Origin of the sequence: Chryseolinea serpens, from assembly GCF_900129725.1 — a bacterium.
GTDB lineage: Bacteria > Bacteroidota > Bacteroidia > Cytophagales > Cyclobacteriaceae > Chryseolinea > Chryseolinea serpens.
Genome location: NZ_FQWQ01000001.1, coordinates 1680445 through 1706616 on the forward strand (window position 1 = coordinate 1680445; position 26172 = coordinate 1706616).

The 26172-nt window shown below is 53.4% G+C and carries 23 protein-coding genes; 11 read left to right on the forward strand and 12 right to left on the reverse strand.

Going from position 1 to position 26172, the window contains the following annotated elements:
• Nucleotides 1–18: 18 nt before the first annotated feature.
• Genes BUB30_RS06490 through BUB30_RS06510 form a run of 5 tightly spaced genes read right to left on the reverse strand, consistent with a single transcriptional unit; the run spans nucleotide 19 to nucleotide 4838 of the window.
• Nucleotides 19–672, reverse strand: coding sequence for a response regulator transcription factor (locus tag BUB30_RS06490; RefSeq protein ID WP_073132076.1), 654 nt, complete (start codon nucleotides 670–672; stop codon nucleotides 19–21).
• Between the two features lies 1 nt (nucleotide 673).
• Entirely contained in the window at nucleotides 674–2059 is a 1386-nt protein-coding gene (locus tag BUB30_RS06495) for a di-heme oxidoreductase family protein (protein ID WP_084137938.1), read from the reverse strand.
• A gap of 33 nt (nucleotides 2060–2092) precedes the next feature.
• Nucleotides 2093–3166: an imelysin family protein gene (locus tag BUB30_RS06500; protein WP_073132078.1), complete on the reverse strand. Its 1074-nt coding sequence runs from the start codon at nucleotides 3164–3166 to the stop codon at nucleotides 2093–2095.
• Nucleotides 3167–3178: 12 nt separating this feature from the next.
• Nucleotides 3179–3613, reverse strand: coding sequence for a QcrA and Rieske domain-containing protein (locus BUB30_RS06505; RefSeq protein WP_073132080.1), 435 nt, complete (start codon nucleotides 3611–3613; stop codon nucleotides 3179–3181).
• Between the two features lie 4 nt (nucleotides 3614–3617).
• Nucleotides 3618–4838 (reverse strand): hypothetical protein, encoded by a 1221-nt coding sequence (locus tag BUB30_RS06510; RefSeq protein WP_143164789.1) that lies wholly within the window; start codon nucleotides 4836–4838, stop codon nucleotides 3618–3620.
• Between the two features lie 115 nt (nucleotides 4839–4953).
• On the opposite strand from BUB30_RS06510, the gene BUB30_RS06515 reads away from it, so the two are divergent.
• On the forward strand, nucleotides 4954–5517 hold the full coding sequence (locus tag BUB30_RS06515) for a ferritin (protein ID WP_073132082.1): 564 nt from the start codon (nucleotides 4954–4956) through the stop codon (nucleotides 5515–5517).
• A 141-nt stretch (nucleotides 5518–5658) separates the two neighbouring features.
• Here the strand turns inward: BUB30_RS06515 and BUB30_RS06520 are convergent, their stop codons facing one another.
• The 6 genes from BUB30_RS06520 to BUB30_RS06545 form a co-directional block, all read right to left on the reverse strand.
• Complete coding sequence (locus BUB30_RS06520) at nucleotides 5659–6285, reverse strand: NUDIX hydrolase (protein WP_073132084.1); 627 nt, start codon at nucleotides 6283–6285, stop codon at nucleotides 5659–5661.
• Between the two features lie 75 nt (nucleotides 6286–6360).
• A complete protein-coding gene (locus BUB30_RS06525; RefSeq protein WP_073134879.1) occupies nucleotides 6361–7779 on the reverse strand; it encodes a SusD/RagB family nutrient-binding outer membrane lipoprotein in 1419 nt (472 codons plus the stop codon).
• Between the two features lie 11 nt (nucleotides 7780–7790).
• Nucleotides 7791–11378: a SusC/RagA family TonB-linked outer membrane protein gene (locus BUB30_RS06530; protein WP_245804037.1), complete on the reverse strand. Its 3588-nt coding sequence runs from the start codon at nucleotides 11376–11378 to the stop codon at nucleotides 7791–7793.
• 183 nt (nucleotides 11379–11561) lie between these two features.
• Complete coding sequence (locus tag BUB30_RS06535; RefSeq protein WP_073132085.1) at nucleotides 11562–12572, reverse strand: FecR family protein; 1011 nt, start codon at nucleotides 12570–12572, stop codon at nucleotides 11562–11564.
• 130 nt (nucleotides 12573–12702) lie between these two features.
• Nucleotides 12703–13281, reverse strand: coding sequence for an RNA polymerase sigma factor (locus BUB30_RS06540; RefSeq protein WP_073132087.1), 579 nt, complete (start codon nucleotides 13279–13281; stop codon nucleotides 12703–12705).
• Between the two features lie 555 nt (nucleotides 13282–13836).
• On the reverse strand, nucleotides 13837–14853 hold the full coding sequence (locus BUB30_RS06545; RefSeq protein ID WP_084137940.1) for a tetratricopeptide repeat protein: 1017 nt from the start codon (nucleotides 14851–14853) through the stop codon (nucleotides 13837–13839).
• A gap of 317 nt (nucleotides 14854–15170) precedes the next feature.
• Between BUB30_RS06545 and BUB30_RS34795 the strand changes: the two genes are divergently transcribed.
• The 9 genes from BUB30_RS34795 to hisIE all read left to right on the forward strand — a co-directional run bounded on the left by BUB30_RS34795 (nucleotide 15171) and on the right by hisIE (nucleotide 22504).
• Nucleotides 15171–15395 carry a hypothetical protein gene (locus tag BUB30_RS34795; RefSeq protein ID WP_143164790.1) on the forward strand — a complete coding sequence of 75 codons (225 nt, stop codon included), beginning with the start codon at nucleotides 15171–15173 and terminating at the stop codon, nucleotides 15393–15395.
• 15 nt (nucleotides 15396–15410) lie between these two features.
• Complete coding sequence (hisG, locus tag BUB30_RS06550; RefSeq protein WP_073132090.1) at nucleotides 15411–16271, forward strand: ATP phosphoribosyltransferase; 861 nt, start codon at nucleotides 15411–15413, stop codon at nucleotides 16269–16271.
• A gap of 66 nt (nucleotides 16272–16337) precedes the next feature.
• Complete coding sequence (gene hisD / locus BUB30_RS06555; RefSeq protein WP_073132092.1) at nucleotides 16338–17618, forward strand: histidinol dehydrogenase; 1281 nt, start codon at nucleotides 16338–16340, stop codon at nucleotides 17616–17618.
• Between the two features lie 25 nt (nucleotides 17619–17643).
• Nucleotides 17644–18678 carry a histidinol-phosphate transaminase gene (gene hisC, locus BUB30_RS06560; RefSeq protein WP_073132093.1) on the forward strand — a complete coding sequence of 345 codons (1035 nt, stop codon included), beginning with the start codon at nucleotides 17644–17646 and terminating at the stop codon, nucleotides 18676–18678.
• Entirely contained in the window at nucleotides 18675–19790 is a 1116-nt protein-coding gene (gene hisB / locus BUB30_RS06565; protein WP_073132095.1) for a bifunctional histidinol-phosphatase/imidazoleglycerol-phosphate dehydratase HisB, read from the forward strand. Before hisC ends, hisB begins: the two co-directional genes overlap by 4 nt.
• Before the next feature lie 18 nt (nucleotides 19791–19808).
• The gene (gene hisH / locus BUB30_RS06570) at nucleotides 19809–20393 is read left to right on the forward strand and encodes an imidazole glycerol phosphate synthase subunit HisH (RefSeq protein WP_073132096.1); all 585 of its coding nucleotides are present in this window, start codon (nucleotides 19809–19811) and stop codon (nucleotides 20391–20393) included.
• A 4-nt stretch (nucleotides 20394–20397) separates the two neighbouring features.
• Nucleotides 20398–21111 carry a 1-(5-phosphoribosyl)-5-[(5-phosphoribosylamino)methylideneamino]imidazole-4-carboxamide isomerase gene (hisA, locus tag BUB30_RS06575; protein WP_073132098.1) on the forward strand — a complete coding sequence of 238 codons (714 nt, stop codon included), beginning with the start codon at nucleotides 20398–20400 and terminating at the stop codon, nucleotides 21109–21111.
• Nucleotides 21112–21119: 8 nt separating this feature from the next.
• Nucleotides 21120–21875: an imidazole glycerol phosphate synthase subunit HisF gene (gene hisF / locus BUB30_RS06580; RefSeq protein WP_073132099.1), complete on the forward strand. Its 756-nt coding sequence runs from the start codon at nucleotides 21120–21122 to the stop codon at nucleotides 21873–21875.
• 32 nt (nucleotides 21876–21907) lie between these two features.
• The gene (hisIE, locus tag BUB30_RS06585; protein ID WP_073132101.1) at nucleotides 21908–22504 is read left to right on the forward strand and encodes a bifunctional phosphoribosyl-AMP cyclohydrolase/phosphoribosyl-ATP diphosphatase HisIE; all 597 of its coding nucleotides are present in this window, start codon (nucleotides 21908–21910) and stop codon (nucleotides 22502–22504) included.
• Between the two features lie 27 nt (nucleotides 22505–22531).
• Here the strand turns inward: hisIE and BUB30_RS06590 are convergent, their stop codons facing one another.
• On the reverse strand, nucleotides 22532–24016 hold the full coding sequence (locus tag BUB30_RS06590; RefSeq protein WP_073132103.1) for a dihydrolipoyl dehydrogenase family protein: 1485 nt from the start codon (nucleotides 24014–24016) through the stop codon (nucleotides 22532–22534).
• Nucleotides 24017–24200: 184 nt separating this feature from the next.
• Between BUB30_RS06590 and BUB30_RS06595 the strand changes: the two genes are divergently transcribed.
• Nucleotides 24201–26171, forward strand: a complete 1971-nt coding sequence (locus BUB30_RS06595) for a sensor histidine kinase (RefSeq protein WP_073132104.1) — start codon at nucleotides 24201–24203, stop codon at nucleotides 26169–26171.
• Nucleotide 26172 lies beyond the last annotated feature (1 nt).

The window sequence follows — 26172 nt, forward strand, 5'->3', positions numbered from 1 at the left end:
ATCGGGAAAAAACCAAGGTTATTTGGGTCTGATCAGCCCGAAGTCCATCGCATAAATGACGAACTCGGTGGGCGATTTGATGTTGAGCTTGCGGATGATGCTCTTGCGATGTGTATGGACCGTGTGGGGGCTCAGGTGCAGCGTATCGGCAATTTGTTGTGTGGATTGACCCGAGGCCAGCAGGGAAAGGATCTCCGTCTCGCGCGTGGTCAGCAGCGATGGGTCGGCCGTGGGCGCCTCGGGAGAAAAATGTTTCTCCATGATGATGTCCAGGATCTTGTGGCAAAAAAATTTCTCTCCCTTTGAGGTCGACTGCACGGCCATCATCACTTCCTCGCGCGTGCATTCCTTGGTGAGATAGCCGGTCACCCCCAACTGCAACACTTCCAAAATCGAACTCTTCGAATCGTCGGACGACACCACGAGAATGTGGGGGTTGCTCGCTGAGCGCGCCACATCCTGCAGGTCTTCGATGGTGACATAACCCGGCAGGTTATAGTCGGTGATCAGCAAATTCGGTTGATGGGTCTCCACCAGCGTCAGCAGTTCTTCGCGGTGGGCCACCTGTCCCACGATCTCCAACTCCTCGCGGTCGGACAACAAATGGATCATCCCCGCCGAGGTGAGCGCCTGGTTATCGGCCAACAGGATCTTGTAGGGGGCATGCCTCACCTTATAGGGATTCTAAGAATTTGATCAACTTGTCGCGATCATCCTGCGAGAGCGTCCGTACAAATTCTTTCGACGCTTCGGCTTCACCGCCATGCCACATGATGGCTTCCAATAGCGTACGGGCGCGACCATCGTGCAAAAAGTTTTGATGGCCGTTCACGATGCGCGTCATGCCGATGCCCCACAATGGCGACGTGCGCCACTCCACGCCGGTGGCGTCGAAGTCGGGGCGATTGTCGGCCAGGTTGGGACCCATGTCGTGCACCAGCATGTCGGTATAGGGAAAGATCACCTGGTTTGATATCTCCGGGAAGGCCACATCGGTCTTGGTGCGCAAACGCGGCACGTGACACTGTGAACATTTCCCATCGACGAATAATTTTTTGCCTTGCAACACCGCAGCATCATCGGCCGCGCGACGTGCCGGCACACCGAGGGTGCGGATATAAAAGGCTACGGAATGCAACAAGCTATCGGAAACTTCATACTCATCGTCACGTCCATCGTATTGAGGCTGGCCGGTAGCCGACTCGTGCGGGAAAACAAAATTGGTAATGCCCATGTCTTCGTTATAAGCGCCGGCCGATTGTTGCAAAAGCGAAGGGTTTGCCGCCTTCCACCCAAATCTTCCCAAGGTCATTTTACCTTCGACGACGTTCCAGGCATAGTTGGGTTTCCCGGAGATGCCGTCATCGTTCCGATCGTCCGGATCGGCCAGGGCAAGAATGTCGGCTTCGTCTACAGCCTCCAGCAAGCCCAGACCAAACACCGGCGGGGCCACACGGGGAGAAAGCATCACGCCGGCAGGCAATGTTGTGTACGGGTTTTCCAACGTGTACGTAGGAAACCGCAGTGAATACGGCGTGCCATCGGCAAACGTATAGGATTTTTCCGTGTAGTCGATCCGCACAGAAGCTTCGGGCTGCGCACCAAAAACACCGCGTTGCTGAAGCTGTCCGCCAAAGCCCGGCACGGGATTGGGACCACCGTGTACGTCTGTTCCCGGAATGCTGATGCGGATGAGTAAGGATGAAAGTTGTTCGCCGGGAAGGGGCGGTTTACCCCTCCCATCGTTGATGTGACACGACGTGCACGACACGTTGTTGAAGATCGGGCCAAGACCGGGATTCTGTGGCGCAGGCGCTGTGACAAAAGTTTGTCCGAACGCACCGTCGCCAATGGAATGTACTTTTTCGCGTTCGGCAGCAAGGTGCGGAAAAGCACTGCTGAATCCTCCGGCGCCATTATCAAAAACAGTTTGCGATCCTCCCGAGAGCCATTCGCTGTAGTCCGTGTCGTTCAGCGCCTCCGGATCCACGCAGGAGTAGATGGAGATCACGATCCCCACAACCATCAAAACCCGTATGACAATTTTATCCTTGCTCATCGCTTGACGACGTTCCCGTGAAATGCTTGTTTCTTATTTTGTATGCTGTTGAACAAAAGGCAACAGCTCGGTCTCCAGGATGTCTTTCAAATCGTTGATCGAGCTCATGGCCGTCTCAATTTGCATCGCCTGGGTGGTGATCGCTTTTCCAAAGGGATCGGTGATCTTTCCAAGGGCGTTGATGGCATTGTCGATCTTCGCCTTGATGTCGCTGTCCAATTGCAGGTTGTATTGACGCACGATGTCCTCGAGACCTTTGCCATCGGTGCTGTATTTTCCGAGGTATACATCCTGTACGCCCTTGATGTTGTTCGTGAAATCGATGATGGAGTTTTGTGCGAAAGGCGATTCCTCCAGCGAAGGATCTTGCGCGGTGAAAGGTTCATCCAGTTTACCGTTGGCTACTTCATCGCAGATGCCCGCCATGGCGTTCACCAATTCCTGGTAGGCTGCCAGTTGTGTGGCGTAGGTGGCGCTGCCTTTGCCGGCCGTCGTGAAGATCGTGTGATAGTTTCCGGAAACGGAAGGCTTCCAGGAGTTGTTCGCATCGGCCGTGAGGGTCTTCAGGTTGAGCGCAAGGGCTGTGAGGTATTCCATGTCTCTCTCGGAAAGGTCGGCGGCTTTCTTCGCGCCGTTTTCGCCGAAGATCAGGTATTCGATAGGGTGAAAACCTTTCAGGGCGTCGTCGAGATTGTTGATGTAGTCTTCAGTGAACGCGTTGCCACTGGTCAACTGCGCGTTCAGGTCGTTAAAGTTTACCGGCCACGTGTCGATGTGTGGATCGATGTCTTTGGTGGAAACGGGGCCAAACAAGAAGGCTTCCGATTGTTCCCACGCTTGACGCGCTTGTTTCCAGGTGGCGCGGGTGGCCGCTAACTCGTCGTCCGTAGCGCCATTGGCTCCAAGGGCCACGACCTGGTCGTAAAGGGTGCTGGTCTTCGCCGACAAGTCACTGTAAACCGCTTGGGGAAGGTTGGCAGAAAAATCCAGCAATACCTGTGTGTTCAATTCTTCATTTACAGGCGAAGCATTGTCGTTGTCAGAACAATTGGACAAGCTCACGAGCGCGGCGCCGGCGAGCAGATACTGTAGATATGACTTTTTCATAACGTATAGGAATTAGGAATTAAGATCGATAGTGAGCGATTGATCGGATAAGACCGTCTTGAACCGTTTCAACGGCAATGGCGCCGGTTCCTTGGTCACGTTGCCGTCAAGGTCGAACGTGCTGCCATGTTCCGGACAATACAAACCCGTCTTGGTGGCCGACACCGGGTTTTCGCGGTGGGTGCACTTCATGTACAGCGCGTTGTATTCCTCCGCGCTCTTCTTCACCAGCAAAATATCGTACTGCACCTGCATGTCGCGCACGATCACCACGTTGGATTCGGCAAACGACGTGAGGGGCACCTCCACCGTTTTCTGGCTTAGGTTGGTCTTATAGACCGGCAGCGACGAGCACGAGCTGAGTTGTGAAAACGTAAACCCCAGCGCCACCGTGCCCAGGCAGGTGGTGCAGGTATCTTTCAGAAACTCTCTGCGTGTCTTTTTCATGGTACTAGAAGCTATAGCCTAAGCCAATGTTGAAAAATCCGTTCGACGTGTAGTAAGGAAGTTGTTGCGGAAAGGGGGTCACGATAAGATCCTCGTTGCGCGGCTGTGTCTTGCGCAACACATAATCCATCTTGATGATGACACCGTTCACCGGCTGATAGGTAAGACCCATCACCGTATAGTTCTTATGATTGATCCCGTTCTTGATGCCGTTGGAAGGCACGCGATAGTTCAAGTCCATAAATTCCTGGCGCACAAACACCGTGAGGTTCTTGTGCACTTCGGGATTGATCAGTTGATAGAAGTTATAGCCCAACTCCGCGTAATAGCCCACCATCATGCTGGGCGTGTTGTTGGCAAAGGCACGGTTGATCTCGTAAGCATCCGGTATGCCCACCGCAGTAGCCAGCGCTTTGAAGGCCATACCATTTTTATGATACTGTGCATCCACCTCACCCAACGCTACGGGTGTCCCAAAAACACCGGATTGCAGTTGAAGACTATCGGCCACACGCGGCGTCAGACCAGCGCTGCCCCCATAATACCCCGACATCTGGAGACGCCAGCTCTTCACATAGTACAGTGCCGATGCCGTTACCGCCAGGTTGGCTGCCGTGGCGTTGCTCCCCTCCTGGCGCCCTTCCCGGATGCCCGAGCCGTTCACAAAGCTTTTGGAGCTAAGCCCGTTCATGATGGCCACCGAATAGTTGAAGCCGGAAATGGAACGAACCCGGCCATAAAGGCCCACCCCAATCTCGCGCCACGTGGCCGGGATGATGAACGTCTCCACGAAGGGACGGTCGTTACCGTTGAAGGTAGTGGGCAAATGGTTTTCGTTGGTGATGCCGATGCGGGGAATGAACAAGCCGGCCTGTATGTACATGTCGCGGTTCACGCTGAACTTTAGGAAGAGCTGCTCCATGGAAATCTCGCCGCTGGGTTGGCCGCCAACTACCTTAGCGTTCTCAAGCTCCAACTCCGAGAAGAAATAAATGCGGTTGCTGAATTTGTGTCCCACAAACAAAACGTTGCGGGTCAGGTTGGCTGTGGCCGTCTTCAGGCGAAAGTCGTACTCGGCTTTGATCTGGCCGTAGCCGGAAAGAACAGTGGTATTGTTGGACCGGATAAGACCTGCTGAAAGCGAGTCTTCCCGCGTTAAGACCTGGGCCATCACCCCGTGTAATGAACTAACAATGAGGAAGATAAGCAGTAACTGTCTTTTCATACGCCATAAATAGAGCTGCAATACTATTTCTTATTTAGATTTAATCCAAATACACGGAAGCAAAAATATGCGTGTAAAACGGACTTTTGCTACCTTACCTGAAAGACCAAAGGATATGAAAAAACAGACCTATACCCCCGCCCGGTCCATCACACCGGAGATCGAAACGCTGTTGAATAAACAGATCGTTATGGAAGGCAAATCGTCGGCCGCCTACCTCTCCATGGCCTCCTGGTGCGACACCCAGGGCTATGAGATCTCGGCCGAATTTCTCTACAAGCACTCCGAAGAAGAGCGCCGCCACATGCTCAAACTGTTCCGCTATGTGAATGCCGCTGGCGGCCACGCCCTGCAACCCGAGGTCACGGGCATAAAGCACGAATTCAAAAGCCTGCGCGAAGTTTTCGAGCAGGTGTTGTTCCATGAGATCGAAGTCACCAAGTCGATCAACAACATTGTTGACCAGTGTCTCCAGATCAAAGACTTCGCCACCTTCAACTTCCTGCAGTGGTATGTGAACGAACAACGCGAAGAAGAAACCCTCGCCCGCCGCGCCGTCGAGATCTTCGACATCATCGGGGAGGAAGGTGTTGGTTTGTTTATGATCGATCAGGAAGTAGGAAAGCTGGAGGCGTATGCCGCCCGGGTGTCGGGGAAGATTGGGACGGATAGAGGCTAGTGCATTCGTAGTGGTTTTTCACCGCAAAGGCGCAAAGGACGCAAAGAAATGCAAATCGCGCTTGTTGGTGTTCCTCACCAACAAGCGCGATTCTTGTATTAACCTTTGCGCTCTTTGCGCCTCTGCGGTGAAAAATTTTTTCTACCCTACAACATCCCTCCACACCAATCTAAACTCATTCAACATCATCGCCGTAGCCCCCCACACCATCTCTCCTTCCAATTCAAAATGCGGCGCCAGCATCCTGATCTTTCCCGCCGCCAGGATCTCCGACTCCGTTACCGCATCTTCCTTCAAAAGATCACTAACCCTGCACGTCAAGATTCTCGCCACCTCATACTCACTCCGCACAAACGCCGGCACCACCGGGCTATAGGCCACCACCGGCGTCACCATAAAATTGCTGGGGATCACAAAAAAATTCGTCAGCGTACCGAGCACTTCTATTCCCGCTAAGCCCACTCCGATCTCCTCATGCGCTTCCCGCAATGCCGTCTGAATACCCGATTCACCGGGCTCAGCTTTTCCCCCGGGGAAACTGATCTGCCCGCTGTGCGCGCCCGGATATTCCTGGCGCTTGGTGAGGGGAAACTTCACCACGCCATCTTCTTCGTATAGCAAAATGAGTACGCCTCCTGGTTTAGGAGGGAGCCGGTGACCAAAGTCGGGCATGGGTTGCCCTACTGGTGTTGCCCTTAGTGATTCGTGTGCCGCGGGGCCGGGCAACGGGAGCTGCAGCCGCGCTTTCAATTTCTCAACCCATTCCATGCGTGCCCAAGTTGGCAAAAAAAGAGGCTGCCTCTTTCGGGGCAGCCGTCTTTTTTCCTAACTATCCAAACTAAACTACTTCTTGTCCCACCAAACATGTCCATTCAAATCGTTGTTACCGCCGAGGCGTTGAACGGCCTCGTTATAATGTTGTGTGTTGTTTTGTTGCTCTTGCGTAGGGTATCCTTCGCGCCGCGGGATCTCGCGTCCGTTGTTGTCGGTGGGGGCCACCAGTTCGGGGAAGCCGGTGCGGCGCCATTCGGCCCAGGCTTCGTAGCCGTTCATGAACAAGTGTACCCAGCGCTGGTAGCTGATCTGTTTTATGGCGTCGGCCGGATCATAAGGTATGCCGGACTGCGTCATCATGTCGCTCACACCCGTATCGTCGTCGTTGTTCCATTGTTTCACCGAGTTTAGGATGGCGTCGTTATAGAATTGTTCGGCGGCTCCATCGCCGCCGCCGATCCATCCCAGTTTAGCCGCTTCGGCCTGGGCAAACAGGGCTTCGGCAAACGTGACGATGTAGACCGCCGTCGTCGGCTGCCGCATGGCGTCGCCCAGCATGGAGATGTTGCCTTTCTCGTAGACGCCGGTGTTTACTTCTTCGCCGGTGAGACCATACTTCAGGCCCACATAATCGCCGTTGTCGTTGGTGTTGGCAAAGGTGGGCAACCGGGGATCGCCCACGGGCTGCATGTAGTTCACCAACGCTTCGCTGACGGCATACCAATAGCGGTTTTGCTGATCGAACACGTCATACCACGCGTTCCAGTTGTTGGCGTCCGACAAATGGCGATACACCAGGTTGTCGTCGTTGGATTCCAGGATGCCGCGGTCCAGGGCTTTGTTGAATTCGGCTTTGCCTTTGTCTGCGGCGATCTTGGACAACCGCAGGGCCATCAGCATGTGGATGGTGTTGCCCAATTTCTTCCATTGGTTCACATCGCCGTCATAAACGATGTCGTTGCTGATGTCGCCGTCGACGAATTGGGCATCGGCCTCGTCCAGCAGGGCGAAGAGGGAATTGTAGATGGCTTCCTGCGTGTCGTAGGCCGGTGTGAAATTATCCCGGCCTTTCAACGCTTCGGTGTAGGGCAGGTCGCCCCAGCGGTCGGTGATGTACCAGAAGAAGTAGGCTTTCATCACTTTGGCCACCGCCAGTTGGTTTGGGATGGGGCCCTCGTTGGCGTTGAGCGTGGTGGACGTGATTACCGCCTCGATGTTGGCCAGCGGCTCGGTGTACCAATCGTAAAAATTGTAGAACACATTGTCATAACGCGAAAGCGTGATGTACTCCGCCTCCGACCAGTGTTGCACATACAGGTTGGCCGAAGCGCCGGAAGCCGTCTCGGGCAAGTGGCGCATGGCTTCCGCCAGCAACTGCGTGTTCGACGCCGTGCTCGGCTTGTTGGGATTCTTGTTGATGTCGTCGTCGAAGTTGTTGCAACCCGACACGACCGTGAGCACAAGAATGATGATGTATATTCTTTTCATGTGGATCTGCATTAGAAGGAAACATTTAAACTCACACCATAGGAACGCACGGTGATCAATTGACCGGTCTCCAGCCAACTGATGGGCTCGCTGCCGTTGGCCAGCTCCGCGGGGTTCAACCCCTTGGGCGCCTTTTGCCAGATCATCAGCGGATTGCGGGCAATAAAGCCCACGCTCACCGAACGCACCGGAAGTTTGCCCAGCACATCGCGCGAGAACGTGTAGGCCACTTTCAATTCGCGCAAGCGAATGAACGAGGCGTCATACAACCACTCTTCATAAATGTCGCGACCGAGGGTGTTCCGGTAGTAGGCTTTGGCATCCACAAACGCAGTCACTTCCTGACCCGTGGTTTTTGAAATGCCGTTCACCTGCACGCCACCACCTTCGGCAACGGGGTCTCTGACATTTTTTCCATTTTGATTGAGGGCTGCTGTTTCCACGGCTTGTCCCGATTTCACGGAAAGCATTTTGGTCCAGCTAAAGAACTGACCGCCGGCCTGGAAGTCGATCATCGCGTTGAGGCTTACCGGTCCATACGTGAACGTGTTTTGAAAACCGCCTGTGTAGTCAGGCAACACGCTGCCAAAATTGTGGTTGGTCTGATAGAGCGGCAGGTTGTTGTCGCCCAGCAATATCTTCCCGGTAGCCGGGTCGCGTGCATAGGCTTGGCCGATCAGGTTGCCATAGGCCTCCCCCACGTGCGCGTTCACCGACACCGTGCGGCCGGCATAGGTGTTGCTGGCGATGAGGAAGTTGTTGATGTCGATGGTGCCGTCGTTGTACAACTCTTTCACCATGCTGCGGTTGCGACTGATGTTGAACGTCATGTCCCAGTTGAACTTGCCGCTGCGAATGGGTGTAGCCATCAGCGCAAGCTCAAAACCCTTGTTCTCGATCAGACCGGCGTTGATGATGGTGGTGGTGTAGCCGCTCGCACCCGACACCGGCAAGGTGAGGATCTGGTTTTTGTTGCGTTGCAGATACAACGTGAACGACATGCCCACGCGGTTGTTGAAGAACTTCAGATCAAGCCCGGTCTCATACGAGTTGCTGAACGATGGCTTCAGGGTAGGGTTGTTCAATTCATCCGGCACATACAAGGAGTTCACCGTGCGGTCTGGATTCGTGTAGACGTTGCCCACTTCATAAAAATAAGTGGTCTGATACGGCTTCAGATCACCGCCTGCCATGGCATAGCTCGCCCTGAACTTACCGAGACTGAGCGGCTGCCAGTTTAGCAATTCACTAAACACCGCGCTTCCCGACACCGAGGGATACCAATACGAATTGTTGGTCGTGGGCAGCGTTGACGAATTATCGTTGCGCAGCGAGGCATCCAGGAACCACGTGTCCTTATACCCCAGCGACACCATGGCAAACAAACTGCGGATCTCTTTCTCGCGCAGATACGATTCTACAAACGGCCGGTCGACGGAGGCAGCGATGTTATAAAAACCTGGTGTTGACAATCCACCTGCCGTGCGCTGAAAGAGGTAGGTATATTTCTGGTGCATCAGGTTGGCACCGGCGTTGGCATTCAGCGAAAAGCTGCCCCAGGTTTTGGAGTATTGTGCCAGGAACTCATAGTTCATTTCCTGGTTCTGATATTTTCCGATGGAGTATTCCGACAAATACCGTCCACCAGCAGCCGTGCGGTTGTCGATGTTCTGGGTGAACATATCCGAGCGGATCGTACCGCCCACTTTCAACGACGGGAGCAACTGGTAGCTCAGGGCCACGTTGCCAAAATAACGGTCGCGGCTGTCCTGCGAAAAATTCTCATAGGCGTCGAAGTAGGGATTGTTCCAGTAGAGCGCCTCGGTGTCGATGGTGCCATCGCTGCTGGGGCTGCTCAAGTTCCAATGCAGGAAAGAGCCGTCGGGATATTTATAGTTCTTCAGCTTCTTCATGTCGATGCTCCGCTGAAACCACTGGTTGAAATAGGTCGTGCCGTAATCATAGCCCTGGGCTGGACGTTGACCGCGGTTGTTGGCGTAGTTGAGGCTGGTCGACACCGTCAGCTTGCTGGTGATGTCGAGCGATGCATTCAATCCCAGGTTGTTTCGCTTTAGCCACGTATTGGGCTGCACACCCGACGTGGTCGTGCGGTTGTAGCTGATGCGGAACGAAGAGTTGGCGCCGCCGCCGCTCACAGAGATGTTGTTGTTCTGCGTGTGACCCAGTTCATAGAAATCTTTGATGTTGTCGGGGTGTGGCACGTACGGTGTGGTCTTGCCATAGTCAGGATCGTCGGGATAGAAGCTGTAGAACTGGCGCACGGGGGTACCGTCCATTTTTGGGCCCCAGCTTTCGTCCACGCTGGTGTTGGCGTAGGGTGTGCCGTCGCCCAGTTTGCTAAACGTCTGCGTGCTGCCGCCACCGTACAGGTTTTGGTTGGGCATGAAGTTGCCGGCCTTCTCCACGGAGAATGCGCCGCTATAGTCCACGTTCACTTTGCGGGCGCCGCGCGATCCTTTTTTGGTCACGATCATGATCACACCGTTCTGTCCCCGTAAACCATAGAGCGCGGAGGCGGCAGGACCTTTCAATACGTTGATGGACTCCACATCGTCCGGGTTGATGTCCTGGATGATATTGCCATAGTCCTGGCCGTTGCGTTCTGAGAAATTCTGGTTCGACATCGGTGTGCCGTCCAGCACGATCAACGGTTCGTTGGTACCATCCAACAAGTTCACGCCGCGGATCTTGATCTTTTGTGTGCCCCCCATGCTGGAACCGGGCGAGCCGGTTACCTGCACACCGGCAACCTTGCCCGACAAGGAGCCAAGCACATTTTGTTCTTTGGTGTAGGTAAGGTTCTGACCTTTCACTTCCTGTGTAGCATAGCCCAACGACTTCTCTTCGCGGGTAATGCCGAGGGCGGTGACCACCACTTCCGTCAAGGCTTTAATATCCTGTATCAGCGCCACATCGATCACCGAGCGGTTGTCGATGGACACTTCTTCCGTTTTGAAACCAATAAAAGAAAATAGCAACACGCCGCCGCCATCCGGCACGGTCAGTTTGTATGCTCCGTCTGCGTCGGTGGTCGTGCCTGTGGTGGTGCCTTGCAACACAATGCTCACACCCGCCAACATCCCACCCTCGCCATCCGACACCTTGCCGGAGATGGTTTGGTCAATGACTGCAGGGCGCTCTTCGGTCACGCTTCCCTGCTCCTTGCGAACGATGAGAATATTCTTGCGGATCTGCCGGTAGGTGAACGCCGTATTTTCCAGCAGCAGCGACAGCGTTTCGGGAACGGTGCGCCGGGCACTGGCCAGCGTGAGGTGGTTGATATTTCTTATTTCTTCATTGCGATACACAAAACGGAATGGGGTGAGATTCTCGATCCGTTTCAATGCCGTTTCCAGCGATTCGTCTTTCAATTCCAGGGTGATGGTGGTGGCGTTCTCGGCATTTTGCCCATGACCGGGTGTGGCCAGCAAAACGTCGATGCTGGTCAGGGAGATCGCCAATAAGAACACACTGATGCGCATAAGCTGTCGTAGGTAAGGGTTCCGGAACCACCGTGCCAGGATTCGCGCACGCCCGCACGGCCGTCCTCCTTCTGCTTTTGATACAGAAAAATTCATACTTTTGATATGTTTTAAGTGATGCTGAATTATTTAAAACAGCCTGCCACCGATGCCAGTCGAGTGGCAGGCACATTTTTGGGCCTCCCTGCCCTGGGCAGAGAGGCGCCAAACAACTACGAGCTTAGGTTAAGTATTTCTTTCATATCGCTTAGGTTAGGTTGGTATCGTATCAAGCGTTGTTTAACACCCGTCTCCTTTTATCAACATATTCCCCGCCGCATCGCGCACATAGCGCGCACCGTTGAACTCACAGATGATCTGCAGGATCTGGTCCAGGTCTTCGCCATTCAGGAAGGTCGCCGTGAAGCGGCAACGCCCGGTCTTCTCGTTTTCGAAATGGATGCTGGTGTGAAAACGCGCTTCCAATTGTGCGGCAGCTTCCTCCAGGGTAATGTCGTCGAAGAAAATGTCATGGGACTTCCAGGCAATGGCTTCGTTGCTGTCCACGGAGCGCTGCTGGCTCTGGCGGTCTGATTTATCGAAGGTGATCTCTTGGTTTGGGGTGATCACACCCAGGGTGCGGCCTTCGTCGCTCACTTGCACTTTGCCGCGGGTCACGGTCACGGTAATATTCTTCTCGTTGTCGTAGGCTTTGATGTTAAAGGCTGTGCCCAACACGGTGGTGGTCAGGTTCCCGGTCCGCACGATGAAGGGTTTGGACGCATCGTGTTGAATATCAAAATACCCCTCTCCTCTCAACAGCACTTCGCGGCGCCCCATCCCATCGAAGGATGCGGGATATTCCAAATGGCTTCCGGCGTTCAACACCACCGAGCTGCCATCGGGAAGTTTCAAAAACTGATGATCGGAGGCGGAGGGCTGCGAAGCCTGGGCAATGTATGATGCTTCATTCTTCAGGGAACGGCCATACCAAATGGCACCGGCCAGCAAGGCCAACGTAACGGCCGCAGCCACTTTTATCCAGGTGCTGAAAAGAGAACGTTGTTTTTGGAGGGGCTGCGCGAAGCGGGGGTGGGAAGCCGGCAGGATGCGTTCCAGTATACGCTCCGTTTTCTCCTGCGACAGTTTTCCATTCTCCGGAAGCTCCTCCCACAATTTGTCCATCAAGGCTTGCAAGGCCTCGTCGCTGGCGGGCTGGGCCAGGGTTTGCATCAACTCGTTTTTTTCAGCGTCTGAACACGTATCGTCAACATACCGCTGAAAAAGATACAACAACCGCGCTTGATCCATGGCTTCCGGGTTTAGGATATACCATTAAGACAACCGGCGACGCGGAGAGGAGTAGTGAGACAGCAAAAAAATTGATGGCATTATTTCCGGGCGCGAAAACCTGCACCTATTGACTATCCTAAGCCTGATCTCAATCGAACCAGGACACCAGGCTGACCAGCCAAAGTCCCATGGTGCTGCTGAAATGCGTCTTGATGGTGCGCAGCGCTTGCTGCATGTGGGTCTTCACGGTGAGGCGCGAAATGTTGAGGCGATGCGCCACTTCTTCATATTTGAGACCTTGTTGATGGCAAAGGCTATATACCTGCCGTTGCTTGGGGGGAAGCCGGTCGATCACGCGATCGAGCAACCGTTGATAGTCTTCGTAGATCACGGCCTCTTCCGTTTCTTCATGCGTTTTCACCAGCACTTTTTCCAGGACTTGTTTGGCGTGCGCCTCATGCGCCAGGTGTTTCAACACATTAAAGGTGTGGTTTCGGGTGATGGCGTAGAGGTAGGAAGGAAAATAATCAATCGCCGACAGGCCTTCGCGATGCAACCAGATCTTCAGAAAAACTTCTTGCACAATTTCCTCGGCCGTCGTGTCATTGTGGGTAAGCTTCAGGGCGAAGGCATGCACCTTGCCCGCGAACCGGTCGAACAGCTCGCGAAAGGCAAGCGGATCACCCGCGGCTACGAGATCAACAAGGTTTTTCAGTTTAGGTTGCATGCTTCCCGTGCTTTGCGCAACATTAAGGTAATCTAAACTTAACGAAAAAGGAAACAGCGCACAAGACAAAAGCCGGTTTGGGAGGCGCTCTAAACGCCGGCTTCTGCACAAAAAAGCATCTCAATCCATTGCGGGAATATTTCAGGAGTTTGATTTTTTATAACACGGACCCTGGAAGCCAACCCAGGTCAACGCTCTAGTCTATGCACACATCTTGGGAATGGAAAATACGCGGTGACCCGATAGCCCAAACTTTAAGACCTTCCATGCACACATTCGAAGAGAAATATGAATAACCCCGGACTTTAGTCCGGGGACACAAGCGATGTCTCATCATGGGCTTCAGCCCTGACCACGCCGATGACTGGCCGACGATACATACAGAGGGAGAGTCAGGGCTAAAGCCCGTCATGGGTGGGTGTCGGTACCCCGGACTAAAGTCCGGGGTTATTCAAGATATTACATCGCACATTGCGTCCGGCAGTAGGCTAAAAGCAAGGGTTGCTCACTCACCTATACCCTTTCACTTCAAAAGATGTGTATGCATAGACGAGGTCACCGACAGGCAGACGGCAATTTGTCGGCCGGCATTTCACCCCGGGTCACCGCCTTGGCATAATAGGGACATGCACCCTTCGCATCCCCCGACAACCGGAGGGCGTCGCCCAGGTAAACATAGATGCGGTCGATGAAGGGATCCATCTCTTCCGCTTGCTTGAACAAACGGAGCGCTTCTTTTTCCTGGTGGGTCATCAGGTAATAAATGCCTTTGTTCCGGTAAGCCCAACCGTTGTAAGGATCCAGCCCAATGCTCAGGTCGATGTCTTTGCGCCCGTTCTCCACATCGCCGGTCAGCAGCGCAATGTAGCCGCGGTTGTTCAGGAAGAAGGGGTCTCTGGGGTGGAGTGTCAGGGCTTCTGCCAGTTGTTTCCGGGCATCGTCATATTTTTGCAATTCAATGTCCACCATCGCCAACGCATTGTAGGCATTGGCTTCTTGGGGATCCAGGCGCAACGCGTGTTCAAAGTTCAGACGCGCGCTGTCGTATTGTTTTTTATAGTAATGCACGGTGCCCAGGTTCACCCAGATCTCGGCGTTCTTGCTGTCCAACACGCCGGCGAATTTGAACGCGTCGCGGGCACGATCGAATTCCCGCAGCCGGGTATGGATCAACCCCTTTGAAAACCAGGCCACCGCTGTATCGGGTTTATGCATGATCACATAGTCGATATCCTTCATGGCCCGGTAATACTCCTTCAACTCATAGGCCGTGTTCGCGCGATTGAAATAGGCATCCAGGTAGTCAGGGTAACAGGCGACGGCATGATCATAATCTTCCAGCGCCTCCTGGTATTTCGATTTATTAAAGTGCAAGGTCCCCAGGTTGTTCCAGGCATCGGCAAAACACGAATCGAGTTTCAACGCTTCACGCAAATAATGCTCCGCCTCATCCGGCTTCTGATTTTTGATCATATCATTACTCTGCAACAAAAACCGTTGCAACCGGGTCTCCTTGCTGTCGCTACAGGCCAGCAACACCAACCCCAACATCATAACCATCCCTCTCTTCATACGCTATAAAAACTATACATCCATTTTTAAAACTCACTCCAACCTAAACCCACACCCCTTAACGTTCGTTCGTATCCAAGCCAAGGGGCTCTCTCCTGAATTAATCCACCACGCGTTCGGGCAGGCACATCCATCCCCGTCCCCCATCCTTACTCCCTCCATTCCCAAAACCCAATCACGTTTGTTGGTGTCCCACCAACAAATCACCCTCCCTTTCCCCCTCCTCACCTCAAGCCTTCCCCCAATCCTTACACTCCCCCGTTGCAAAAACACCCGCAAGCTAACTACCGTACGGTTCCAAAACTAAACTCAACAGAATGAAAAATGGTCTTTTTGGTTTTTATCCCAGTCAAAATTTTGAGATTAAAGAACTATTTGATTTCTTAGCACCCGCAAATGAGAAACGCCATCAACAACAGCAACCACCACCATCATCATGTGAAGCACACGATGCGTGGCACGGCTGTATCTTGATCGATCATAAAAGATTTTCAAAAGGCTTGTCACCGCGTGTGGCAAGCCTTTTTTGTTTTACTAGTTAATGCTGAATAAAAAAAATGAACACCTTACTTCGCATCGCCATTCAAAAATCCGGACGCCTCCAGGAAGGTTCGCTCGAACTCCTCAAAGAAAGCGGCCTTTCTTTTAGCAATGGCAAAGACCAACTCAAAACCCAGGCCCGCAATTTCCCCGTGGAAGTATTGTTCCTCCGCGACGACGACATCCCCCAATACGTCGAAGACAAAGTGGCCGATGTGGGGCTGGTGGGTGAAAATGTTTTCGCTGAAAAGAAAAAGAAGAACCAGATCGTGAAACGTCTCGACTTCGCCAAGTGCCGTCTCTCCATCGCCATTCCCCGCTCCGAAACCTATGGCGGTATCGCTTCCCTCCAGGGAAAAAACATCGCTACCTCCTACCCCAACATCGTCAAGGATTTTCTGCAGAAACACAACATCACGGCCGGCATACACGAGATCAGCGGCTCCGTTGAAATTGCTCCCGGCATTGGGTTGGCTGACGCCATCTGCGATATTGTGAGCACGGGAAGCACCTTGCTGGGCAATGGTCTAAAAGAAGTGGAAACGGTCATGCAATCGGAAGCGGTGATCATTGCCAATCCCGAGCTGGGGCCGGAGAAGCAAAAAATACTCGACAAACTTTTATTCCGCATCGAGGCGGTGAAGAAGGCGAAGAATAATAAGTATATCCTCATGAATTGCCCGAACGAGTCGATCGAGAAGATCACGACGGTTATTCCGGGGATGAAGAGCCCGACCATCATTCCGTTGGGCCGGCCAGGGTGGAGTTCGTTGCATTCGGTGGTGGATGAGAATGATTTTTGGGAGAAGATCGATTTGCTTCGGGAGTGTGGGGCGGAGGGGATATTGGTCATTCCAATTGAGAAGATGATTGTGTAGTCACCTTTAACCGCCTCGCCTTCGCTAAAGCTTCGGCGAGCACAGAAAGACTTAAATTGAATACTTATGAAAATATTTGATAATCCTGCCAGAGATAGCTGGTCTGGGCTGTTGCAACGGCCGCAATTGGAGTTGGAGTTTTTGGAAGGTGCTGTTCGCAATGTTTTGAATCGTGTGAAGAAGTCGGGCGATAGTGCGGTCAGAGAACTAACGCTTCAATTTGATAAAGTTTCGGTGGAAGCGCTGCAGGTTACGGATGCAGAGCTAGCGGAGGCAACGGCTTCGCTACCCGATGATTTGAAAAAGGCTATCCAAACGGCAGCGGCCAACATCGAGAAATTTCATGCGGCGCAGAAACGTGAACCGGTGAAGGTCGAGACCACGCCGGGGGTTACGTGCTGGCGCAAGGCGGTGGCAATAGATAAAGTAGGGATTTATATTCCCGGGGGATCGGCCCCGTTGTTTTCCACGGTGTTGATGCTGGGCATACCGGCAAAGCTCGCGGGCTGTCGCGAAGTGGTGTTGTGTTCGCCCCCCGACAAGTCGGGAAAGATCAATGCCGCCATTTTGTTTGCAGCACAATTGGTGGGTGTCAAAAAGATATTCAAGGTGGGTGGCGCGCAGGCCATTGCGGCCATGGCCTATGGGACGGAAAGCATTCCGAATGTGTACAAGATCTTCGGACCCGGCAATCAATACGTGACCAAAGCCAAGCAGCTCATCATGGAAGACGGCGTGGCCATCGACATGCCGGCGGGTCCCTCGGAGGTGTTGGTGATGGCGGATGAGTCGGCCGTGGCGTCGTTTGTTGCAGCCGATTTGTTGTCGCAAGCCGAACACGGCGAAGACAGCCAGGTGATCCTGGTGCTCAACAACGACAAAAATGTAGCGGCCATTCAGGAAGCGATCCAACAACAACTCAGCACCCTTCCCCGCAAGGCCATTGCCGAGAAGGCATTGCTGAACAGCCGTGTGGTGATCCTGCCCAAAAAAGAGGCCATCGATTTTGTGAATGCCTATGCACCCGAACACCTCATCATCAACATGAACGACCCCGAGGGCATCGCCGCCGAGATCGTCAACGCCGGCTCGGTGTTCCTGGGGAACTATTCACCCGAAGCCATCGGCGACTACGCTTCAGGCACCAACCATACCCTGCCCACCAACGGCCACGCCAAGGCCTTTGCCGGTGTGGCGCTGGAAAGCTTTGTGAAATACATTACCTATCAACAGCTCACCCCCGAGGGGCTCCGTAATTTGGGCCCGGTCGTAGAAAAAATGGCAGAAGCCGAACAACTGGACGGCCACAAAATGGCGATCCGGGTTCGTCTTGAGAAACTGAAATAAACCACGTTCAAAAAGAAAATATTCCATGGACATCCAAGCCCTGGTGCGCAAGAACATTCTCAACATGAAGCCCTACTCGTCGGCCCGCGACGAGTTCAAGGGCACCGCGGAGATCTTTCTCGACGCCAACGAAAATCCTTATCCTTCGCCTTACAATCGCTACCCCGATCCGCTGCAGTGGCGCGTCAAAGAAAAGCTGGCCGCGCTCAAAGGCGTGAAACCGGAACAGATCTTTCTCGGCAACGGCAGCGACGAAGGCATCGATCTCATCATTCGTGCATTCTGCGAACCGAACCAGGACTCGATCCTCATCACCGACCCCACCTACGGCATGTATTCCGTCTGCGCCGAAGTGAACGCCGTGAACGTGCAACAAGTATTGCTCACCCCCGACTTCGACCTCGACCTGGATGCGTTCCCCAAAACATTCGACGCCACTACCAAAGTACTCTTCCTTTGCAGTCCCAATAACCCCACGGGCAACTTGCTGAGCACCGCCAAGATCGAGGAAGTGTTGAAGCGCTTCTACGGCATTGTGGTCATCGACGAGGCTTATATTGATTTTGCCACGGGCAAGAGCTTTGTGCAGGAACTCGCACACCATCCCAACCTCGTGGTGCTCCAGACGTTTTCCAAAGCCTGGGGCTTGGCCGGATTGCGATTGGGGATGTGCTTCGCCTCGGAAGCGATCATCCGCGTGCTCAATAAAATCAAATACCCGTATAATGTGAACATCCGAACCCAGGAGTTGGCCTTGGATGCGCTGGAGAACGTGCAGCAAAAAGAAGCCTGGGTGAAGGAAGTCGTGAAGCAACGCGACGTCATGGGCAAGGCATTACGACAACTTTCGCTCGTGGAACATGTTTATCCCTCCGATGCCAACTTCCTCTTGGCAAAAGTGAAGGACGCACACGGCACCTACGAGTACTTGATGAACCAAGGCATCATTGTCAGGGATCGTTCGCGGGTGGCATTGTGCTATAACTGTCTGCGCATCACCATCGGCACACCCGAAGAAAACCAACGGCTGCTCGCGGCCCTGAAAAAATATACAGCATGAAAAAAGTACTCTTCATCGACCGCGACGGCACCCTCATCCTCGAACCCGCCGACGAGCAGATCGACAGCCTCGAAAAACTGGAATATTACCCCGGCGTGTTCAACGGGCTTGCCAAAATTGCCCGCGACACTGACTATGAATTGGTGATCGTCACCAACCAGGATGGATTGGGCACATCAAGCTTCCCGGAAGAAACGTTTTGGCCCGCGCAAAATAAAATGCTGAAGGCCTTTGAAAACGAGGGCATCGTCTTCTCCAAAATTTTTGTAGACCGTTCTTTTTCAAAAGAAAACAAACCCACCCGGAAACCGGGCACGGGCATGCTCACGGAATTTTTCAACGGACAGTACGATCTGGCCAACTCCTATGTCATCGGCGATCGTATCACCGACGTGGAACTCGCCAAGAACCTCGGGGCAAAAGGAATTCTCATCAACAATGGCAACCTCAGGGAAACCCTTTCCGAAAAAGGCCTCGCGGATTTTTGCTCGCTCGTCACCACGTCATGGAACGACATCTACAAACATGTCGCCACGCCCGACCGCATCGGCACCGTGACCCGCACGACGAAAGAGACCGACATTCGCATCACCCTAAACCTGGACGGTCAGGGTAAATCGCGCATCAGCACCGGTCTTGGATTTTTCGATCACATGCTCGACCAACTGGCCCGTCACGGCAACATGGACCTCGACATCGCGGTGAAGGGCGATCTGCACATCGACGAGCACCACACCATCGAAGACACGGCCCTGGCCCTGGGAGAAGCCTTCCTCCAGGCCCTCGGCAACAAACGCGGCATCGAACGCTATGGCTTCTGTCTGCCCATGGACGACTGCCTGGCGCAAGTGGCCATCGACTTTGGAGGGCGGCCCTGGTTGGTTTGGGATGCGGCGTTCAAGCGTGAAAAGATCGGCGAGATGCCCACGGAAATGTTTTTCCATTTCTTCAAATCGCTTTCCGACACCTCCAAGAGCAACCTCAACATCAAGGCCGAAGGCGACAACGAACATCACAAGATCGAGGCCATTTTCAAAGCGTTTGCCAAAGCCATCAAGATGGCAGTGAAGCGCGAAGGCAACCAACTGCCCACGACCAAGGGAGTCCTTTAACCGCAAGACCAACACAGCATGAAGCTTGTCATCATAAAATATAACGCCGGCAACATCCAGTCCGTGTCCTTCGCACTGGAACGGCTGGGCGTGGACTTTGCCATCACCGACAATGCAGAGGAGATCCGGAAGGCCGACAAAGTGATCTTTCCCGGTGTGGGCGAAGCGAGTACTACCATGCACTATCTCCGCGACCACAAATTGGACCAGGTGATCACGGCGTTGAAGCAACCCGTGCTCGGCATTTGCCTGGGCATGCAGCTGATGTGCACGTTCTCGGAAGAAAACAACACCGAATGCCTGGGCATCTTTGGCGAGACGGTAAAACGATTTATTCCGCAAGGCGACCTGAAGGTCCCCCATATGGGATGGAACAACCTAACCCTGAGCGACAGTTGGATCGATCGCAGCGTGGATCATCAGTACGCCTATTTCGTACACAGTTTTTACGTCCCTGTAAATGCACACACGTCGGCTACCACGGAATACATCGCTCCGTTCAGTGCCGCCATGCACAAAGACAATTTCTACGCCGTACAATTTCACCCGGAAAAATCGGCCGAGACCGGCGAACGTGTATTAAAAAGTTTCTTAGCCCTTTGACACCATGAGAATCATTCCTGCTATCGACATTATCGACGGAAAATGTGTACGCCTCACCCAGGGCGACTACGCCCAGAAAAAAATATACCACGAAGATCCCGTTTCCGTGGCGCGCTCCTTTGAAGAAGCCGGCCTGACCGACCTCCACGTGGTGGACCTCGACGGTGCCAAAGCCGGCAAGGTCGTCAACTGGAGCGTGGTGGAAGCCATCTGCAAAGCCACATCGCTCACGGTCGATTTTGGTGGCGGCATAAAAACAGAAGACGAAGTGCAGCGATTGCTCAACCTCGGTGTGAAGCAAGTGAACCTGGGCAGTGTCGCCGTGAAAGAGCCGCTGAAAGTGATCTCCTGGATCACGAAGTTCGGCAAAGACAAGATCATTCTCAGTGCCGACGTCAAAGGCGACTATGTGGCCATCAGCGGGTGGCAGGAAAGCTCCCCCCTCACCCTCGCATCCCTGCTGAAGGACTACACGCGCAACGGCATCGAGTATGTTACCTGCACCGACATCAGCACGGACGGCATGCTGAAGGGACCGAACATCGAATTGTACAAAAACATTCTCATGAGCTTCCCCCAACTGCATCTCGTGGCCAGCGGCGGCGTAAGCAATCTCGACGACCTGAGAGAATTGAAACGCATCGGCGCCGACGGCGTCATCGTGGGCAAAGCCATCTACGAAGGCAAAGTGACATTGGAAGAACTAACTACTATATAACCCCTGGCATGCTGACCAAACGCATTATTCCTTGTCTGGATATCAAAGACGGTCGCACCGTGAAGGGTGTGAACTTCGTCAACATCCGCGATGCCGGCGACCCGGTGGAGCTGGGCGCCACGTATGCGCGTCAGGGCGCGGACGAGTTGGTGTTCCTCGACATCTCCGCGACCAACGAAGAACGCAAGACCTTTGCTTCGCTGGTAAAAGACATTGCCCGTCACATCAACATTCCGTTCACCGTAGGCGGCGGCATCAGTTCGGTGGCAGATGTGGCTCCGTTGCTGGAAGCGGGTGCCGACAAAGTGAGCATCAACTCTGCTGCGGTGCGAAACCCGCAGCTGATCGACGAATTGTCGCGAGCCTTTGGTGCACAATGCATCGTGCTGGCCATCGACGCCCGCAAGATCGACAACCAGTGGACGGTGCACACGCACGGCGGCAAGAAGCCCACCGACAAAAAACTTTTCTCCTGGGCCAAGGAAGGACAAGAACGCGGCGCGGGCGAGATCCTTTTCACCAGCATGGACCACGACGGCACGAAACACGGGTTTGCCATTGACCCGCTGAGCAAACTCAACGCCCTCTTGCAAATTCCCGTCATCGCTTCCGGCGGCGCCGGCAACAAAGAGCATTTTATCGACGCCTTTGTCCTGGGCAAAGCCGACGCGGCATTGGCCGCCAGCATCTTCCACTTTGGGGAGGTGAAAATACCTGAACTGAAATCGTTCCTCGATGAAAAGAACATCGTGATTCGTCCCTGAACAAGTAAAGCGTACCAAAAAAATTGAATGCCATGAATGATCTCACCATAAACTTCAGCAAACAAGACGGCCTCGTGCCTTGTGTCATACAAGATGTAAAAACCTTACGCGTGCTCATGCTGGGGTTCATGAACGAAGATGCCTATAAAAAAACACTTCAGGAAAAGAGAGTGACCTTCTTCAGCCGCAGCAAACAACGCCTCTGGACCAAGGGCGAGACCTCCGGCAACTTCCTCAACCTGGTCGACATCGCGGTCGACTGTGACAACGATACGCTGCTGATCAAAGTAATTCCCGAAGGCCCGGTTTGCCACACGGGAGCCGACACGTGCTTTAATGAAAAAAATGAGCGGTGGGATCTTGCTGCGTTGGAACAGATCATTCAAGACCGAAAGAACAACCCGACCCAGGCATCCTACACGACATCCCTCATCCAAAAAGGCATCAACAAAGTAGCACAGAAAGTAGGCGAAGAAGCCGTTGAACTCATCATCGAGGCGAAGGATAACAATACGGACCTCTTCCTGAACGAAGCCGCAGACCTGATGTATCACTACCTGGTTTTACTGGCAGCAAAAAATCACTCGCTCGCGGATGTGCTGGCCGTTCTAAAGAAACGACAAAAGTAAATCGTGAGTCGAAAGCGAGATTGAGTATTAGAAATGAATATCCTGATACACTCCACCAGTACTGGTGCGGCAAGAAATCTTTCCTTTCAATGCATCCGGTTTGAAGAGTGATTTCCCCAACAGCATGCGCACACATTCCTGGATGCCTTCCGTAATGGAAGGATGAGGATGGACGCACTCCGCCAGCTCTTCGATCCCTTTATCCATGCTGATCAGCAACGCCACGGCCTGGATCGCGCTGGACGCGTGATTGCCGATGATCTTCAATCCCAGAATTTTCATTTGCTCGTCGTTCGTGACCAGCATTTTGATAAAGCCCTGGGTGTTGCGTTTGGCAATGGCGCGGGGAATACAACTGTAGTCGAGCGTAGCCACTTTATAGTCGAGGCCCCGTTCGCGCGCCTGGGTTTCATTCACCCCGACACTGGCCACCTCCGGGTTCAGGAACATGATGGTGCTGATGTTCTCGTAGATGAGTTTGCGCTTGGGGTCGCCAAATATTTTCTCCACGGCATACCGGCCCTCGAGTTCGCCCACGTTCACCAATGAAATGTCGGCGGTGATGTCGCCCACGGCGTAGATGTTGGTGATGTTGGTTTGGGTATCATTGTCCTCAATGCCGCGTTTGGAGATGCTGATGTTCACGGCGTCGTCCCAAAGCTCTTCGTAGTTGGGCGTGCGGCCCACGGCCACCAACGCTTTGGCTACGTTGAACGTGCCTTTCGTGCCGTCGTCATATTCCAGTGTGTATTCTACGCGGCCATGTTTGATCTCCATGTTGATGAGGCGTGAGTTACGGTGGATGAGCACGCCGTTGTTCTCCATGTTGCGTTCGATCACCCGCACGATGTCTTCGTCTTCAAACGGCAAGATCCGGGCGCCTTTGTCGATGAGGTGAACTTTTGTTTTGCCAAAACCTGAAAAGATGGTAGCATATTCACAGCCGATCACCCCCGCTCCCACGATCACCATGCTCTCCGGAAAGTCCTCCATGTTCTCGATGCCTTCGCTGGTCATCACGATCTTTTCGTCGATGGGGAGTTCGGGTAAATAACGCGGGCGACTGCCGGTAGCCAGGATGATGTGCTCCGCCCAAACGATCTCTTTTTCATAGGCACCGGTGTCGATCTCGATCTCGTGCGCGCTGATGAGGCGGGCGTTGCCTTTGCGAAAGCTCAGCAAATCCGTGTAGCGCGAATCCTTCATCATGTGCAGGTGCTCCTCCAGCATGCCCATGCGCTCTTCAATGGCGCTGGCCACCTCGTCCTGGATCTCCTTGTAGTTGATGCTGGGCACCTTCAGGTTGAAGCGTTTCAGATTCTTCCTGAACGACGCGGTCTCGCGCGACAACTCCCACCAGGTTTTGGATGAGAGCGCACCGTTGGTGACGCCCGCGCCACCCACCTTGTTCTTTTCAATAAGCAATGTCTTTTTCTTGAAATCGAGGGAACGCATGGCTGCTGCGTATCCGGAAGGACCCGCCCCGATGACCACCAGATCAAATTTCTCCATAAAGCCTGACTGCAATAAATATTACTACAATGTACAATAAAATCGGACGCAGGAAAGGGATGGCCATCCCGGATTTTGACAGGAAGCATGACCCCACAATCGTCAACAAACCGGCTACACTCAAATTCCCCGAACTTGTTCCATAATTCCGTAACTTTGACCATCACAAGAACGTTGACCCTCAATGAGTTTTTTGCGTGCCCTCATTTATTCCGGAGCCGGTTTTGCCAGGACACCGCCCGACAAACGCGGCGTTCTACTTTCGAATGCGATTGCCCTTATTCTCTTTTCCTTAAGCCTTGTCGCCACATTCTTTTATTTCATTTGGTATGGTGGCAACATCATCACCTACCTGATTCCGGTGATCGGCGCCCTGGCCCTCGTCGTGATCATCCTAAACCGGGGAGGCTATATCAATTTCAGCCGGCTCTGGATCAGCCTCCTCAGCCCTGTCGTCGTGATGGCCTTGTCCATCTATTCGAAGTGGGTCTACTACGAAGAGCAGGAGGAGTTGGACTACTTTACCTTCCGCATCGTGGTGTTGGGATGTTGTGTCATTCCATGGATGCTGTTCTCGTTCCGGGAAAAGACCTTACTCACCATTGCCGCGCTCGGCGGGTTTGCCGTGCTCATGGCCCACGACCCGCTGCACAGTTTGTTTGGTGTGCCCTATGCGCAGGATCGGTTAAAACTGATGAACTATCACTTCACCAACGTTGTGATCGTCATCACCTATTTTATCATGACCGCCAGCCTGGGATTTCTCAAATGGCTTTCGGAAAAGAACGAGGAGAAGAACGAAGAACTCATCGTAGACCTCAACCAGGTCAACCTCCAATTGCTGGAACGCAACGTTGAGATCGAAGCACAAAATGCGGAGATCCACGCGCAAAGCGAAAGCCTGCAAGTGAACCAGGAAAGACTCATCGACGCCAACCGGCTCATTGAGGAGCAACGGGGCCGGCTGTTCAATAAGAACCAGGAACTGGAGTCGGAACTGATCCGGAAGAATAAAGACCTGATGGAAACCAACACCGAGCTGGTGAAGCACAACAATGAGCTGCGCCAGTTTTCCTATACCGTCTCGCATAACCTTCGCGGTCCCGTGGCCAGCCTGTTGGGCCTGCTGAAATTCATCAAACCCGACAACATTCCCAGCGACGTGGCCGAGGTCTTCGCCCACATCAAATCCTCCACGCTGCGCCTGGACGAGATCATCCGGGAACTCAGCAAGATCATCGACATCCGCCAGGACATTTTTCAGATCCGTCAAAAGATCAACCTGTCGGCCGAATTAAATCACATCTACAAAACCCTGGAGAAAGAGATCACGGCCCATGGCGTCCAACTCAAGATCGATGTGGAGCCGTGCCCGGTGTTGTATTCGGTGAAGCCCATGGTGCACAGCATTCTGTATAACCTCATCAGCAACGCCATCAAGTATCGTTCGCCGGACCGCACGCCGATGGTGGAGTTGAGCTGTTCGGAAGAGCCCCGCTATTTTGTGATCCGCGTCCGAGACAACGGTCTGGGTATTGACCTGAATGCGCATCGCGAAAACATGTTCAAGCTTTATCGCCGCTTCCACCACCACACCGAGGGCAAAGGTCTAGGTCTTTACCTGGTGAAGTTGCAATGCGAAGCACTGGGCGGGACCATCGACGTGCAAAGCGAATTGAACAAGTTCACCGAGTTCACCGTCCGTCTGCGCAAACCAGAGAATGTGAAACGGCAAATGCTGCTCGACGAACCCTATGCTAAAATCTTTTTCGACGCCACCGTCAATTCCACCGGCGTGATCTGGCGCGGGCCCATCAGCAGCGAACAATACCGGGCGGTATTTTCCAAGGCGCTGGAATTCCTGCAGGTATACAACACACCCAACTGGATGTCGGACGTGGTCCACCAGGGACCGATCGCCCCCGAAGACCAGGTCTGGATGTTCCAGAACATCATCCCCGAAGCCTCCCGCAACGGCCTCCGCCGCATCGCCTTCATCCGCCCCGACGCCCGCGACGAGCGTGTGATCACCTACATTCAAAACATACAAACTCAGGTCGAGCAATTCAACATTTCCTTTCAGCCTTTCCCCACTATGGAAGAAGCATTTGAGTGGATGATGCAGGAAAATGAAAAAGCTACCTTATATTCGTAGC